Raw genomic sequence first — 14263 nt, 5'->3', positions numbered from 1 at the left:
TTAAAGAGTCTCTGATCCGGTCAGGCGCTTGATGGTGCTGCGCAGGATAGGGCTGTCGGGTTGTTCCTTGAGGAATTTGCTCCAGATCTGCCTGGCTTCGCGTTGCTTGCCATTGGCCCACAGGACTTCGCCCAGGTGCGCGGCGACTTCCTGGTCCGGAAACCGTTCCAGGGCCCGACGCAGCAAACGTTCGGCTTCGTCGAGATTGCCCATGCGGTAATTCACCCAGCCTAGGCTGTCGAGTACCGCAGGATCTTCCGGGTTGATCTGGTGCGCCTGTTCGATCAAGGCCTTGGCCTCGACGTAGCGTGTCGTGCGATCGGACAGGGTATAACCGAGTGCGTTCAACGCCATGGCGTTGTCCGGGTCGCGCTTGATGATCAGGCGCAGGTCTTTTTCCATCTGCGCCAGGTCATTGCGTTTTTCCGCCTGCATGGCCCGGGTGTAAAGCAGGTTGAGGTCGTCCGGGTATTTTTGCAGCGCTTGTTGCAGCACGGCCCAGGCCTTGTCGGGCTGGTTGTTGGCGGACAGGGTTTCGGCTTCGATCAGGTACAGCTGGATCGCGTAGTCCGGTTGCTCGTCGCGTTCAGCGGCGAGCTTGCGCTGGGCTTCGGCGGTCTTGCCGTTGTTGATCAGGATGTCGGTCTGGCGCAACTGTGCCGGCAGGTAGTCGTTGCCCGGCCCAACCTTGCCGTATTCGATCAGCGCGCCTTGCGGGTCATTGCGTTCTTCGGCGATGCGGCCCAGGTTCAAATGCGCCGAATCGACGTGGCTGTCCCGTGCGATCAAATCTTCCAGGTAGCCTTTCGCTTCGTCCCAGGCCTTGGCTTCGAGACAAACCAGAGCCAGCGAGTAACGCAGTTCATCGTCATCCGGATATTGCTGGACCAGGCTCGAGAACTCGGCCTTGGCGTCGTCCATGCGGTCCTGTTCAACCAGCATGCGCGCATACGTCAGGCGCAGGCGCTTGTCGTCCGGGTACTTCTTGATGCTTTTTTTCAGCATTGGCAATGCTTCATCGCCGCGGTCGAGGCTTTGCAGCAGGCGCGCGCGCAGCAGAATCGGGGCAATTTCACCCTCGTCTGGCGGATTGTCTTCCAGCAGGGCCAGCGCGCCTTTGGCGTCGCCGTCCTGTTGCATCAGCAGGGCCTTGCCGAAAATCAGCTGGCCGTTGTTCGGGTGACGTTGCAGCAAACGGTCGAAACTCTGCATCAGACCGTTGCGGGTGTCCTGGTCGGTATCGGCCGCAGACAGCGCGAGGAAATCGAAATGAGTGTCGCCCTTACCCTGCAGGACTTTCTCCATATAGACCATGGAGTCGTCATAGCGCCCGGCGCGGGCCAGTTGTACGGCCGCGGCGCGTTGCGCTTCAAGGTCGTCCGGGGCGTTTTTCGCCCAGATCAGCGCGGTATCCAGGGCGGCCTGATCGGCGCCCAGGTATTCGGCGATGCGAAAGGCCCGTTCGGAAATACCCGGATCCTGGGTGTTGATGGCCTGGGTCACATAGTTGTCCAGCGCAATATCGAAGCGATTGCGCTGGCCGGCCAGTTCGGCACTCAGCAGGCTAAAGACCGTGTCTTCGCTGAATGAGCTGTAAACCTTGGGCTTTTCAGGTGCCGGAGTGCTTTCTTCGACCGCAGACGTGCTGTCCGGCGACACGGGGGCCAAGGCCTGGCAGCCGCTGAGGAAGACAAAAGCGAGGAGCAACGCGGAAGATCTATTCATATAGGAAGAAGGACGACTAACCTGCGGTCGGATCATCATGACACAAGCCTTGGGCCAAACATAACCGGCCCGGCAATTTACCCGCGCGCCGGGTAAACGAGAAGCGCTCGCAATTTTCGGTGCTTCCTGAGGCGGCGATAGATATCGAGTAGTTGTTCTCGATCTGTCGAAGTAGGACAATTACCGGCTTCACGTCACCATCAGCGACTTTGAATGGCCTTCCTTGCACTCGGTATTAACCACAAGACTGCTTCAGTAGACGTCCGCGAGCGCGTGGCCTTTACCCCTGAGCAGCTGGTTGAGGCCTTGCAGCAGCTCTGCCGACTCACCGACAGCCGCGAAGCTGCGATCCTCTCCACCTGCAATCGCAGTGAACTCTATATAGAACAGGATCACCTGTCGGCGGATATCGTGCTGCGCTGGTTGGCCGATTACCATCATTTGAGCCTCGATGAGCTGCGTGCGAGCAGTTATGTGCACGAAGATGATGCGGCAGTTCGTCACATGATGCGCGTGGCGTCCGGGCTCGACTCGCTGGTGTTGGGCGAGCCACAGATTCTCGGGCAGATGAAATCGGCCTATGCCGTGGCGCGCGAGGCCGGCACCATCGGGCCGCTGCTCGGGCGCTTGTTCCAGGCCACGTTCAATGCGGCCAAGCAAGTGCGCACCGACACCGCCATCGGTGAGAACCCGGTGTCCGTGGCGTTTGCCGCGGTCAGCCTGGCGAAACAGATTTTCAGCGACTTGCAACGCAGCCAGGCCCTGTTGATCGGCGCTGGCGAAACCATCACCCTGGTCGCCCGCCATCTGCATGACCTGGGGGTCAAGCGCATCGTGGTCGCCAACCGCACCCTCGAGCGTGCGAGCATTCTGGCCGAGCAGTTCGGCGCTCACGCGGTGCTGCTGTCGGACATCCCGGCAGAACTGGTGCGCAGCGACATCGTCATCAGTTCCACTGCCAGCCAGTTGCCGATTCTCGGCAAGGGCGCCGTGGAAAGCGCCCTGAAGCTGCGTAAGCACAAGCCGATTTTCATGGTGGACATCGCCGTTCCGCGGGATATCGAGCCAGAAGTCGGCGAGTTGGACGACGTGTATCTCTATAGTGTCGACGATCTCCACGAAGTCGTCGCCGAGAACCTCAAGAGCCGTCAGGGTGCAGCCCAGGCCGCGGAAGAGATGGTCTCGGTCGGCGCCGAAGATTTCATGGTCCGCCTGCGCGAATTGGCGGCGGTCGACGTGCTAAAGGCCTATCGTCAACAGAGCGAACGCCTGCGCGATGAAGAATTGCAAAAAGCCCAGCGTTTGCTGGCCAACGGTGGCAGCGCCGAAGAAGTGCTGGTGCAACTGGCACGGGGCCTGACCAACAAACTCTTGCACGCACCCAGCGTGCAGTTGAAAAAGCTCTCTGCCGAAGGTCGCCTCGATGCGCTGGCGATGGCCCAGGAACTCTTTGCCCTCAATGAGGGCTCATCGGAAAGCTTTTCGGATAAGAAACCGCAATGAAAGCGTCACTGCTCAATAAGCTGGACATCCTCCAGGACCGTTTCGAGGAATTGACCGCCCTGCTTGGCGACGGCGAGGTCATTTCCGATCAGAACAAATTCCGCACCTATTCCAAGGAATACGCGGAAGTCGAGCCGATCGTCGAAACCTATAAACAGTTGCTCAAAGTGCAAGGCGACCTAGAAGGTGCCCAGGCACTGCTCAAGGACAGCGACCCGGACATGCGTGAAATGGCCGTGGAAGAAGTCCGCGAAGCCAAGGAGCGTCTGGTCGAACTGGAAGCCAGCCTGCAACGCATGCTGTTGCCCAGGGACCCGAACGACGGGCGCAACGTGTTTCTCGAAATCCGTGCCGGCACCGGCGGCGACGAGGCGGCGATTTTCTCCGGCGACCTGTTCCGCATGTATTCGCGTTATGCCGAGCGTCGCGGCTGGCGGGTGGAGATCCTCTCGGAAAACGAGGGTGAACACGGCGGCTATAAAGAAGTAATCGCCCGGGTTGAAGGTGACAATGTCTACGGCAAGCTGAAGTTCGAATCCGGCGCGCACCGCGTGCAGCGGGTTCCGGCGACCGAGTCCCAGGGCCGCATCCACACCTCGGCCTGTACCGTGGCGGTGTTGCCCGAGCCGGACGAGCAGGAAGCGATCGAGATCAATCCGGCGGATTTGCGGATCGACACGTACCGTTCCTCCGGTGCCGGTGGTCAGCACGTCAACAAGACCGATTCGGCGATTCGCATCACCCACTTGCCGTCCGGCATCGTCGTGGAGTGCCAGGAAGAACGTTCGCAGCACAAAAACCGTGCCCGTGCGATGTCCTGGTTGTCGGCCAAACTCAACGACCAGCAGACCAGCGCCGCCGCGAATGCCATCGCCAGCGAGCGCAAGTTGCTGGTCGGTTCCGGTGATCGCTCCGAACGTATCCGCACCTACAATTTTGCCCAGGGCCGGGTCACCGACCATCGGGTCAACCTGACGCTGTATTCCCTCGACGAAATCCTCGCCGGTGGCGTCGATGCGGTGATCGAGCCGTTGCTGGCCGAGTACCAGGCTGATCAACTCGCGGCGATAGGTGAGTAAATGACGATCATTGCCAGCTTGTTGCGCGCCGCCGATTTGCCCGACTCGCCAACGGCGCGTCTGGATGCCGAATTGTTGCTGGCGGCGGCGTTGGGCAAGTCCCGCAGTTTTTTGCACACCTGGCCGGAACGTATCGTGCCGAGCGAAGCGGCACTGACCTTCGCCGAGTATCTGCAGCGCCGTCGGGGCGGTGAGCCGGTGGCCTACATTCTGGGGCAGCAAGGTTTCTGGAAGCTTGATCTGGAAGTCGCTCCGCACACGTTGATCCCGCGTCCGGATACCGAGTTGCTGGTGGAAGCCGCACTTGAACTGCTGCCCGCCACACCGGCAAAAGTACTGGACCTGGGCACCGGCAGTGGTGCCATCGCACTGGCCTTGGCCAGCGAACGTCCGGCGTGGAAAGTCACTGCCGTGGACCGCGTGCTGGAAGCCGTTGCCCTCGCTGAGCGCAACCGCCAGCGCCTGCACCTGAACAACGCCACGGTACTCAGCAGTCACTGGTTCAGTGCGCTGGAGGATCAACGTTTTGAGTTGATCATCAGTAACCCGCCCTACATCGCCGCCGCCGATCCGCACCTGGTGGAAGGCGATGTACGTTTCGAACCGTCCAGTGCCCTGGTCGCAGGCGTCGATGGGCTCGACGATTTGCGCTTGATCGTCGCCCAGGCCCCGGATCATCTGGAAGCCGGTGGCTGGCTGATGCTCGAACACGGTTACGATCAGGCCGAGGCGGTGCGCGATCTGCTGCTGACCCGCGGCTTTGAAGAAGTCCACAGCCGCACCGACCTGGGCGGTCATCAACGCATCAGTCTGGGACGCCTGCCATGCTGAATGATCAGGAATTGCTGCGCTACAGCCGGCAGATTCTGTTGCAGCACATCGATATCGACGGTCAGTTGCGATTAAAGGAAAGTCGCGTACTGATCGTCGGCCTCGGCGGTCTCGGTGCGCCGGTGGCGCTGTATCTGGCGGCAGCGGGTGTGGGTGAAATGCACCTGGCGGACTTCGACACCGTCGACCTGACCAACCTGCAACGCCAGATCATCCATGACACCGACAGCGTCGGCATGAGCAAGGTGGATTCGGCGATCAAGCGCCTGACGGCCATCAACCCCGAGATTCGGCTGGTCGCCCATCGCGCGGCGCTGGACGAAGATTCACTGGCCGCAGCCGTGGCCGGCGTGGATCTGGTGCTGGACTGTTCCGACAATTTCTCCACCCGTGAAGCGGTCAACGCCGCTTGTGTGGCTGGTGCCAAACCCCTTGTCAGCGGCGCGGCGATTCGTCTGGAAGGGCAGTTGTCGGTGTTCGACCCGCGCCGCCCGGAAAGTCCGTGCTACCACTGTCTATACGGGCACGGCAGCGAAGCCGAATTGACCTGCAGCGAAGCCGGCGTGGTTGGCCCGTTGGTGGGCCTGGTCGGCAGCCTGCAAGCCCTCGAAGCGCTGAAGTTGCTGGCGGGGTTCGGTGAACCGCTGGTAGGGCGCCTGTTGTTGATTGACGCCTTGGGCTCACGCTTCCGTGAGTTGCGGGTCAAGCGCGATCCTGGCTGCAGCGTCTGTGGGCCAAAGCATGCGTGAAGCGCCCATCGGCGTATTCGACTCCGGCGTCGGTGGGCTTTCGGTGCTGGCCGAGATCCAGCGTTTGCTGCCTGACGAAACGCTCATGTACGTCGCCGATTGCGGGAATATCCCTTACGGCGAGAAGACCCCGGAATTCATCCGCCAGCGCTGCAGCGTCATGGCCAGGTTCTTCCAGCGCCAGGGCGCCAAGGCTCTGGTGCTGGCCTGTAACACTGCAACGGTTGCCGGCGTTGCCGATCTGCGCCGCGATTATCCGCAGTGGCCCATCGTCGGTATGGAACCAGCGGTCAAACCGGCGGCCGCCGCCACCCGCAGTGGCGTGGTCGGGGTGCTGGCCACGACCGGTACTTTGCAGAGCGCCAAGTTCGCCGCGCTGCTCGACCGTTTCGCCACCGATGTTCGGGTGATCACCCAACCTTGCCCGGGATTGGTGGAGTTGATCGAGAACGGCGATCTACACAGTCCGGCGTTGCGCCTGTTGCTGGAACGCTATGTTCGGCCACTGCTTGCCGAAGGCGCTGACACCATCATTCTGGGATGCACTCACTATCCGTTTCTCAAGTCGTTGCTGAGGGAGATGATCCCGGATGACATCAGTCTGATCGACACCGGTGCCGCCGTCGCTCGTCAACTTCAGCGTCTGCTGGCCGAACGTGAGTTGCTGGCGGACGGGCCAGCGCGCGCCGCTCAGTTCTGGACCAGCGCCAATACAGAACATTTCGCAAATATTCTGCCGACACTATGGAATACAACCGGGGTTGTGCGAAGCTTTGAAGGGTGAGTGGGAATTGGAGTAATTCCTCCAATTGGGGTGAACTTCTGTTTAACCGTCGACTTCTATAGCTGTGTGCGTTGAGCAACAAAAAAACCAAACGAAATCGTTCGGAAAAGGATGTTTCTATGAAGCGACTATTCTGCTTGGCCGCGATTGCGGCCGCACTAATGGGGCAAAGTTACACTGCGCAGGCTGCAGGCGTGGAGTTCGCGGTCGGCCAGACCGGCGAGTCGACCATGACTTATCGCCTGGGCATGCAATTGGACTGGGACAAGAGCTGGTGGCAGAGCGACGTGGGTCGACTGACCGGTTACTGGAGCGGTGCCTACACCTACTGGGAAGGCGACAAAACCTCCAGCAATAACAGCCTGTCGTTCTCTCCCGTGTTTGTTTACGAGTTTGCCGGCGAGAACGTCAAGCCGTACGTCGAACTTGGAGTTGGCGTGGCGTTGTTCTCCGACACCGAAATCGAAAACAACGATCTCGGTAGTTCGTTTCAGTTCGAGGATCGCTTCGGTGTCGGCCTGCGCTTTGCCGGCGGACATGAAGTCGGCGTTAGAGCGACGCACTATTCCAACGCCGGGATCAGCAGTCCTAACGATGGTGTAGAGAGTTACGCATTGCATTACACGATGCCGTTGTAAGCTCGATACTCACAACCCATGTAGAAGAGAACTTGCTCGCGATAACGGTCTGTCAGCCAGCATCAATGTTGAATCTGAAACCGCTATCGCGAGCAAGCTCGCTCCCACAGGGGCAAGTTGGCTTCAACTTCAGCGATACGCCGTGGAAATCCCCTGGCGTTCCTCAATGCACTCCGGTGCCCCCATCTCGAACTCTCGACAGATCAGCGGGCGTTTTTCGTAGATGGTGCACATCATCGTGTTGCGATCCAGCGCGGCGCACCAGCCGTCATCCAGGCGCAGCATGACTTCCCCACCCCAGTCATCGGTGTCGATATACCGTTCGGGCACGCCGGTGTCGGTGATCAACATGACTTCGAGCTGGCAGCAACAGGCGGCGCAGGTCGAGCAGGTCACCGCGGGCGTGGCGATTTGCGTGTGAGGGATGGTTTTCATGGCGCGCAGTGTAAGGCAGTGGCCCGGTGCTGTGTGAAAGCGCTGACGGACGCTAGTCGTCGACGACAGGTTTGACACGGGCGGCCATCACATGCAGCAGCGGAAACAGCAGCGCCCAGAGCAGGCCGATGCCGATCAGGGTGGGTAGTACGCCGAAGGGGAATCTCACCCCAGCCAATTGTCCGCCGGCGTAATACGACAGTGGACCGCCCACCGCGCCCAGCAGGCTTGCCCGCCACATCGGACTGGCACTCCAGCGCAGGCAGTGGCGCAACGTAGTTGCCAACAATGCCCAAAGCAACATCAGCCACAGGGGAATCAAGGGCGAAAGGTCTTTGAATTCGAACACGCCCAGCCAGCGCAGAAAACTGTCCACAGCCGTGCCGAGCACCACCACACTGAGGATCAGCCGACCTTCTCGCCCCCAACTGCTTATCCACAACAGATGAATCACCAGCGCCGCCAGCGCCACCAGCAGCCACAGGCTGTTGCCACCCATCACGCACGCGAACCAGCCGAGCTGGAACAACAATGCATTGGCCAGACGTTCAAGCATCGAAACGGCCGAGCAGTGGCGCGGTGATTGCAGACGGCTTGGCCAGGAGCAATTGCGCGGTACCGATGGTGCGCTCAAGGAAGCCGCCTTCGCAGTAGCACAGGTAATACTCCCATAGACGCAGGAAGTAATCGTCGTAGCCCAATTCGATCAAGCGGCTCTGGGCGCCACGAAAGTTCTCGTGCCATAAGCGCAACGTCCGGGCGTAGTGCAAACCGAAATCCTCCATGTGCAGCAGGTTCATGTCGGTGTCGCGACCGACAATCTCGAGCATTTTCTGGACGCAGGGCAGCGCGCCGCCGGGGAAGATGTAGCGCTGGATAAAGTCGACGTTGTCCTTGGCCTGCTCGTAGCGCTGATCGCGGATGGTGATGGCCTGCAACAGCATCAGGCCGTTGCTCTTGAGCAGGTGCGCACATTGCTTGAAGTACGTCGGCAGGAAGCGATGGCCGACCGCCTCGATCATCTCGATGGAGACCAGTTTGTCGTATTGGCCGGTGAGATCGCGGTAGTCCTTGAGCAACAACGTGACCTGGTCTTGCAGTCCCAGCGCTTCAATGCGTTTTGCGGTGAAGGCGTACTGCTCCTTGGAGAGCGTGGTGGTGGTGACTTTGCAACCGTATGTCTGCGCGGCGTACAGGGCCATGCTGCCCCAGCCGGTGCCGATTTCCAACAGGTGGTCTGTGGGTTTCAGCGCAAGTTTCTGGCAAATGCGCTCCAGTTTGTTCAGTTGCGCCTGCTCCAGGCTGTCGTCGGCACGCAGGAATTGCGCGGCCGAATACATCATGGTCGGGTCGAGAAACTGTTCGAACAGCTCATTGCCCAGATCGTAGTGAGCGGCGATGTTTTTCTGCGAACCCTTGCGTGTATTGCGATTCAGCCAATGCAGGCCCTGGATCAGTGGTCGACTCAGTTTTGCCAGGCCGCCTTCGAGGGCATCGAGCACCTCAAGGTTGCTGACGAACACGCGGACCACTGCGGTCAAATCCGGTGAGCTCCAATACCCATGAATGAACGCCTCGGCTGCGCCAATCGAACCCTTGCTGGCCACCAGTCCCCAGACGGCCGCATTGAGGATATGGACTTCCCCCACCAGCGGGCTGCCGGCGCTGCCGAACGCATGCCGTTCCCCGTCTTCGATCAGTATCAATTGACCGTGTTTGAGCTGCGCCAGTTGCCGAAGCACGCCTCGGCGCAGCAACGATCCGCTCAAACCATGGGTACCGAACAGACTGGCTTTGAGCGTAAGGCTAGAGGATTTCATGGCGGCGGTCCTTGGGGGGAACAGTGGCGGTCTGAAAGCTGCCATCGGCAGCCCGATGAGCAAATAACGGCAAGCGCTTGAGCAACAGGCGCAGGGCTTGCCAATAAATCGCCAGCGCAGTTTTTGCGGTCATCCACGGGAAGCGCCGCAAGTAACGGTGCAGGCTGGCGCGATCAAGGGGTTCGCGTTTGAGGCTGAGCGTGGCATCGAAAAGTTTTTTTTCTCCCTGCCAGTCAGCCATGTGCACACCGATCCGTTTCGCGACCGGGCTGAAGCTCATGCGGTACTGGATATCACGGGGCAGAAACGGCGAGACGTGAAAGGCTTTGGGCACAGAGAAGTGTTGATGGAAATCCGATAGGTCTTCGGGGGCTTTGGCGGGCAACACGTAGTGATAGCGCTCGCGCCAAGGGGTGTTGGTGACTTCGCAGACAATCGCCGCCAATTGGCCGTCGGCCTCATGGCAATAAAAAAAACTCACCGGGTTGAACGACAGGCCCCAGCTGCGGGGCTGGGTCAGCAAGCAGACCGAGCCTTGCGGCACATGCCCGATGGCCTCGCCCACCTGTTGCCGCACCGCGTCGACCAGGCGTATGCCTCGGCCGGTGTAAGTCTTGAGGTAGTCGGTTTCTCGAAACGAAAACGGTGCGAAGCGGCTCAAGCCTGACAGGCGCGACAGGCCGAACACGGTTTGCTGTTCGTCGAGGTCCAGGTACAACAGGCCGATGCGGTAACGGAACTGATGAGCCCGTGGGCTAAAACGCCGATGGGCGATCCAGCCGCTATAAAGCGCGCTGTTCACAGGGTTTCTCCAAACGAACCGGCAACTCGCAAGGCGCTGACAACACCGTCTTCATGGAAGCCGTTGGCCCAATAGGCGCCGCAGTAGTAGGTATGTTGCGCACCGTTCAACTCTTCCCAGCGCGCCTGTGCGGCCACCGATGCCAAGCTGAATTGCGGGTGGGCATAGGTGAACCGGGCGAGCACCTTGGCAGGATCGATGGCTGCGCTCTGGTTGAGGCTGACACAGAACGTTGTGTCGCTCTGGATACCCTGCAGGATGTTCATGTCGTAGGTCACGGCGGCATGTGTATGGCCGGAGCCCACCAGGCGAAAATTCCAGCTGGCCCATGCAAGTTTTCGTTCGGGCAACAGGCGTGTGTCGGTGTGCAGCACAACTTCATTGTCGGCGTAGGGCAAGGCGCCGAGGATCGATTGTTCGGCATCGCTCGGTGCGGCCAACAGTTTCAAGGCCTGATCGCTGTGGCAGGCGAACACCACCTTGTCGAAACGCTCGCTGACGCCGGCGCTGTGGATAACCACGCCCTCTGCGTCGCGTTCGACCCGCGTTACCGGGCAGTTGAGGCGAATGTTGTGGCTAAAACCAGCCGTCAACGGCGCGACGTAGGCCGCTGAACCACCTTCGATCACCTGCCATTGCGGGCGATTGCTGACAGACAGCAGGCCATGGTTCTTGAAAAACCGCACAAACAATTGCAACGGGAAAGCCAGCATGTCGGCCATCGGCATCGACCAGATCGCCGAACCCATGGGCACGATGTAATGCAGGATGAAACGCTCGCCGTAGCGGCCGGCCTGTAGATAGTCGTTGAGGGTGGTGCCGGGCTTGATCCGTTGTTGCTCCAGGTCGCGCAGGGCTTCTTTGTTGAACCGCAGAATATCGCGCAGCATGCCCCAGAATCCCGGCGACAGTAGATTGCTTCGCTGGGCGAAAAGGCTGTTGAAGTTGTTGCCGTTGTACTCGAGACCGCTGTCGGGGTCGGTGACCGAAAAGCTCATTTCTGTGGGTTTGAACCCCACGCCCAGCTGGCCGAGCAGGCGAATGAAATTGGGGTAGGTCCAGTCATTGAATACGATAAAACCGGTATCTACCGCATAACGCTGGCCATCGACCGTCACGTTTTTGGTGTGGGTATGACCGCCAACACGATCGCTGGATTCGAACAGGGTGATCTCGTGTCTACGATTGAGCAGGTAGGCGCAGGTCAAGCCTGAGATGCCGCTACCGATAATGGCAATTTTCACGGCTTATCCTTAATCGGCGGGTTGCTGCGCACCATGCGTTTACCGATCGCCAGTTTCAGGCGGGCGGGCAATTTCGACATGGGCCACAGGACTGCCATGAACGTCCCGGGAAACGCGATCTCCAGCGGCCGATTCTGGAGTTTGGCGAAGATGTACCGTGCGGCTTTGTCCGCAGGCCAGCTCAGGGGCATGGGAAAGTCGTTTTTTGCCGTCAAGGGTGTATCGACGAACCCAGGGCTGACCACGGTGACTTCAATACCTTCCGGGGACAGGTCGATGCGCAAGGACTCGAACAGGTAACGCAAACCGGCTTTCGAAGCGCCATAGGCTTCCGCCCGTGGCAGCGGCAGGTAGGTCACCGAACTGGCCACCCCCACCAGGTGCGGGGCGATGCCTTTGCGCAACAGTGGCAGGGCGGCTTCGATGCAATAGCTGCTGGCGATCAGATTGGTGCGTACCACGTGCTCGATGATCGAGGCGTCGAACTGCTTGGCGTCCACGTACTCACAGGTGCCTGCGTTGAGAATCACCGTATCCAGAGAACCCCATTGCTCGGCAATCTGTTCACCGATTTCCCTGACGGTCTGGCTGTTGGTCAGGTCGCCTGCCACCACCAGTACTTGCCCTGGATAACGCTGGGACAAGACTTCCAGCGGCGCCCGTGATCGCGAGCTGACAGCCAGGTGCGCGCCGCTTTTGAGGATTTCCTCGGCCAGTGCAGCGCCAATGCCGCTGCTGGCGCCGGTCAGCCAATATCGCCGTGGAGGTGAAAGACTCATCCCATTCTCCTTTTCAGCCAGGCAATGGCCCGACCCAACACGGGTAGATGTTCATAAAGCAATGCCCCGGCATCGAAGTAATCGCGGTGGCAATAAACTTTGTCGCGCCAGCGCAAGTGTGAGCAGCCGTCGACCCGAATTATCCGGCCGCCGGCTAGGCGCGGATGGCGGTAGCTCATCACCCAGCGCAGATAACCTTCACCGTCCGCGATCTGGTCGAAACCATGAAAGTCGAAACGCAGCTCACTGACGTTGGAATAAAGCTCGGCGAAGTAACTGTGCAATTGCCCAAGGCCCTGGACTTCGTGCAAGGGATCGGTAAAACGCACGTCCTGGGTATAGAGGTCATTGAGTCGATGCAGGTTGTCTTTATTCAGCTCTGCGAACTGCCGGGCGAACTGTTGCAGGAAACTACTCATGCAGGCCTCCGGCGTTGTGCCGTGTCGGCAGGTTCTTGAACGCAGCCAGGGCGCGTGCCCGTGACGCGTTGAGGTCGACAATCGGAGACGGATAGTTCGCCACGCCGAACAATCCACCGAGGTGTGCCGGGTTGTGCAGCTCTTTTTTGTTCAGTCCGGACAGTTCCGGCAGCCAGTGCTTGATGAACACACCTTCGGCGTCGAACTTTTCGGACTGGCTCAACGGGTTGAAAATCCGGAAGTACGGTGCGGAGTCGGTGCCCGTGGACGAACTCCATTGCCAGCCGCCATTGTTGGCGGCGAGGTCGCCATCGATCAGGTGACGCATGAAAAAGCGCTCGCCCTCACGCCAGTCAATCAGCAGATTCTTGGTCAGGAACATCGCCACCACCATGCGCAGGCGGTTGTGCATCCAGCCGGTTTCCAGCAGTTGGCGCATGGCGGCATCAATGATTGGCACTCCGGTGCGGGCCTCCTGCCAGGCTGCGAGCTCTTCGGGCGCATGGCGCCAGGCCAGTGCTTCGGTTTCCGGGCGGAAGGCACGGTGACGGGAGACTCTCGGGTAGCCCACCAGAATATGTTTATAGAATTCGCGCCACAGCAGTTCATTGATCCAGGTGACGGCGCCGGCCTTGCCGCTTTCGAACTCGCCCTGATTGCTTTGCAGTGCGGTGTGCAGGCATTGGCGCGGTGAAATCACGCCGGCAGCGAGATAAGGCGAGAGCTGACTGGTCCCGGGTTTCGCCGGAAAATCGCGCTCGCTCTGGTAATAGTCGATCTGCGTGTCGGCGAAGGTCTCGAGCCGGTGCCGGGCCTCGGTTTCACCGGCGGGCCACAGCGCCCGAAGGCTGGCGGTCGGTGTCTCGAACCCGTTGACACTGGCGGGCACCGGATCGCTGGGGATTTCCAGCGGTGCCTGTGCCAATGGCGCGCTGACCAGTCGCGGCAGGGCGCGGTGCAGGCGCTCGTAGCAGACCTTGCGGAACTGGCTGAACACCTGAAAGTACGAGCCGGTTTTGGTCAGGATACTGCCCGGTTTGAACAGCAATTGATCCAGATAACTGTGGAATTCGATGCCTTGACCTGCCAGTGCTTCGGCAACGGCAGCGTCTCGGTCGGTTTCGTGGATGCCGTATTCCTCGTTGACGTGCACGGCCTCGATGTTTAATTGCCGGCACAGGTCGAGCAGCACCTGCGGGGCTTCATCCCAGCGCGCAGCCGTGCGGATCAGCAAGGGAATGTTCAATTGGCCGAGCGCCACGCTTAGCTCACCGAGATTGCGTAACCAGAAATCCACTTTGCACGGCGCATCGTCGTGTTCCAGCCATTGCTCCGGGCTCAGCAGATACACCGCCACGCACGGGCCAACCGCAGCGGCGGCAGAGAGGGCGGTGTTGTCATGTAGGCGCAAGTCGCTGCGCAGCCAGATCAATTGCATGGTGTCGTCCGTACAAA

General features: G+C 60.0%; 15 protein-coding genes. 6 read left to right on the top strand and 9 right to left on the bottom strand.

Annotated features, from left to right (window positions below; all coding sequences use genetic code 11):
- A complete protein-coding gene (locus BVK86_RS06805; RefSeq protein ID WP_075945696.1) occupies positions 1-1725 on the bottom strand; it encodes a tetratricopeptide repeat protein in 1725 nt (574 codons plus the stop codon).
- A 213-nt stretch (positions 1726-1938) separates the two neighbouring features.
- Here BVK86_RS06805 and hemA point away from each other — a divergent pair, with 213 nt between their 5' ends.
- From hemA to BVK86_RS06775, 6 genes are all read left to right on the top strand, one after another.
- On the top strand, positions 1939-3228 hold the full coding sequence (gene hemA / locus BVK86_RS06800) for a glutamyl-tRNA reductase (RefSeq protein WP_075945695.1): 1290 nt from the start codon (positions 1939-1941) through the stop codon (positions 3226-3228).
- Complete coding sequence (gene prfA, locus BVK86_RS06795; RefSeq protein ID WP_075945694.1) at positions 3225-4307, top strand: peptide chain release factor 1; 1083 nt, start codon at positions 3225-3227, stop codon at positions 4305-4307. The genes hemA and prfA overlap by 4 nt, the downstream gene beginning before the upstream one ends.
- The gene (gene prmC, locus BVK86_RS06790) at positions 4308-5138 is read left to right on the top strand and encodes a peptide chain release factor N(5)-glutamine methyltransferase (RefSeq protein ID WP_075945693.1); all 831 of its coding nucleotides are present in this window, start codon (positions 4308-4310) and stop codon (positions 5136-5138) included.
- A complete protein-coding gene (locus BVK86_RS06785; RefSeq protein ID WP_075945692.1) occupies positions 5132-5887 on the top strand; it encodes a molybdopterin-synthase adenylyltransferase MoeB in 756 nt (251 codons plus the stop codon). Before prmC ends, BVK86_RS06785 begins: the two co-directional genes overlap by 7 nt.
- On the top strand, positions 5880-6671 hold the full coding sequence (gene murI / locus BVK86_RS06780; protein WP_075945691.1) for a glutamate racemase: 792 nt from the start codon (positions 5880-5882) through the stop codon (positions 6669-6671). Before BVK86_RS06785 ends, murI begins: the two co-directional genes overlap by 8 nt.
- Before the next feature lie 119 nt (positions 6672-6790).
- Positions 6791-7309 carry an acyloxyacyl hydrolase gene (locus BVK86_RS06775; protein WP_075945690.1) on the top strand — a complete coding sequence of 173 codons (519 nt, stop codon included), beginning with the start codon at positions 6791-6793 and terminating at the stop codon, positions 7307-7309.
- A 129-nt stretch (positions 7310-7438) separates the two neighbouring features.
- Here BVK86_RS06775 and BVK86_RS06770 read toward each other — a convergent pair whose 3' ends face one another.
- Genes BVK86_RS06770 through phrB form a run of 8 tightly spaced genes read right to left on the bottom strand, consistent with a single transcriptional unit; the run spans position 7439 to position 14246 of the window.
- The gene (locus BVK86_RS06770; RefSeq protein ID WP_075945689.1) at positions 7439-7744 is read right to left on the bottom strand and encodes a YkgJ family cysteine cluster protein; all 306 of its coding nucleotides are present in this window, start codon (positions 7742-7744) and stop codon (positions 7439-7441) included.
- Between the two features lie 52 nt (positions 7745-7796).
- Entirely contained in the window at positions 7797-8300 is a 504-nt protein-coding gene (locus BVK86_RS06765) for a DUF2878 domain-containing protein (protein WP_075945688.1), read from the bottom strand.
- The gene (locus BVK86_RS06760; RefSeq protein WP_075945687.1) at positions 8293-9564 is read right to left on the bottom strand and encodes an SAM-dependent methyltransferase; all 1272 of its coding nucleotides are present in this window, start codon (positions 9562-9564) and stop codon (positions 8293-8295) included. Before BVK86_RS06760 ends, BVK86_RS06765 begins: the two co-directional genes overlap by 8 nt.
- A complete protein-coding gene (locus BVK86_RS06755) occupies positions 9551-10366 on the bottom strand; it encodes a DUF1365 domain-containing protein (protein ID WP_075945686.1) in 816 nt (271 codons plus the stop codon). Before BVK86_RS06755 ends, BVK86_RS06760 begins: the two co-directional genes overlap by 14 nt.
- Positions 10363-11610 carry an NAD(P)/FAD-dependent oxidoreductase gene (locus BVK86_RS06750; RefSeq protein WP_075945685.1) on the bottom strand — a complete coding sequence of 416 codons (1248 nt, stop codon included), beginning with the start codon at positions 11608-11610 and terminating at the stop codon, positions 10363-10365. The genes BVK86_RS06755 and BVK86_RS06750 overlap by 4 nt, the downstream gene beginning before the upstream one ends.
- Positions 11607-12389 (bottom strand): SDR family NAD(P)-dependent oxidoreductase, encoded by a 783-nt coding sequence (locus BVK86_RS06745; protein WP_075945684.1) that lies wholly within the window; start codon positions 12387-12389, stop codon positions 11607-11609. The genes BVK86_RS06750 and BVK86_RS06745 overlap by 4 nt, the downstream gene beginning before the upstream one ends.
- A complete protein-coding gene (locus tag BVK86_RS06740; RefSeq protein WP_075945683.1) occupies positions 12386-12808 on the bottom strand; it encodes a nuclear transport factor 2 family protein in 423 nt (140 codons plus the stop codon). The genes BVK86_RS06745 and BVK86_RS06740 overlap by 4 nt, the downstream gene beginning before the upstream one ends.
- Positions 12801-14246: a deoxyribodipyrimidine photo-lyase gene (gene phrB, locus BVK86_RS06735; protein WP_075945682.1), complete on the bottom strand. Its 1446-nt coding sequence runs from the start codon at positions 14244-14246 to the stop codon at positions 12801-12803. Before phrB ends, BVK86_RS06740 begins: the two co-directional genes overlap by 8 nt.
- Positions 14247-14263 lie beyond the last annotated feature (17 nt).

This window comes from Pseudomonas reinekei, assembly GCF_001945365.1.
Lineage (GTDB): Bacteria > Pseudomonadota > Gammaproteobacteria > Pseudomonadales > Pseudomonadaceae > Aquipseudomonas > Aquipseudomonas reinekei.
The sequence above is the reverse complement of the archived record's forward strand: the minus strand, read 5'-3'. Positions and strand labels throughout refer to the sequence as shown.

What these genes read in the sequence shown, in the direction of transcription:
- BVK86_RS06805 (WP_075945696.1), bottom strand. Translation starts at nt 1,725, where the DNA reads ATGAATAGATCTTCCGCGTTGCTCCTCGCTTTTGTCTTCCTCAGCGGC.
- hemA (WP_075945695.1), top strand. Translation starts at nt 1,939, where the DNA reads ATGGCCTTCCTTGCACTCGGTATTAACCACAAGACTGCTTCAGTAGAC.
- prfA (WP_075945694.1), top strand. Translation starts at nt 3,225, where the DNA reads ATGAAAGCGTCACTGCTCAATAAGCTGGACATCCTCCAGGACCGTTTC.
- prmC (WP_075945693.1), top strand. Translation starts at nt 4,308, where the DNA reads ATGACGATCATTGCCAGCTTGTTGCGCGCCGCCGATTTGCCCGACTCG.
- BVK86_RS06785 (WP_075945692.1), top strand. Translation starts at nt 5,132, where the DNA reads ATGCTGAATGATCAGGAATTGCTGCGCTACAGCCGGCAGATTCTGTTG.
- murI (WP_075945691.1), top strand. Translation starts at nt 5,880, where the DNA reads ATGCGTGAAGCGCCCATCGGCGTATTCGACTCCGGCGTCGGTGGGCTT.
- BVK86_RS06775 (WP_075945690.1), top strand. Translation starts at nt 6,791, where the DNA reads ATGAAGCGACTATTCTGCTTGGCCGCGATTGCGGCCGCACTAATGGGG.
- BVK86_RS06770 (WP_075945689.1), bottom strand. Translation starts at nt 7,744, where the DNA reads ATGAAAACCATCCCTCACACGCAAATCGCCACGCCCGCGGTGACCTGC.
- BVK86_RS06765 (WP_075945688.1), bottom strand. Translation starts at nt 8,300, where the DNA reads ATGCTTGAACGTCTGGCCAATGCATTGTTGTTCCAGCTCGGCTGGTTC.
- BVK86_RS06760 (WP_075945687.1), bottom strand. Translation starts at nt 9,564, where the DNA reads ATGAAATCCTCTAGCCTTACGCTCAAAGCCAGTCTGTTCGGTACCCAT.
- BVK86_RS06745 (WP_075945684.1), bottom strand. Translation starts at nt 12,389, where the DNA reads ATGAGTCTTTCACCTCCACGGCGATATTGGCTGACCGGCGCCAGCAGC.
- BVK86_RS06740 (WP_075945683.1), bottom strand. Translation starts at nt 12,808, where the DNA reads ATGAGTAGTTTCCTGCAACAGTTCGCCCGGCAGTTCGCAGAGCTGAAT.
- phrB (WP_075945682.1), bottom strand. Translation starts at nt 14,246, where the DNA reads ATGCAATTGATCTGGCTGCGCAGCGACTTGCGCCTACATGACAACACC.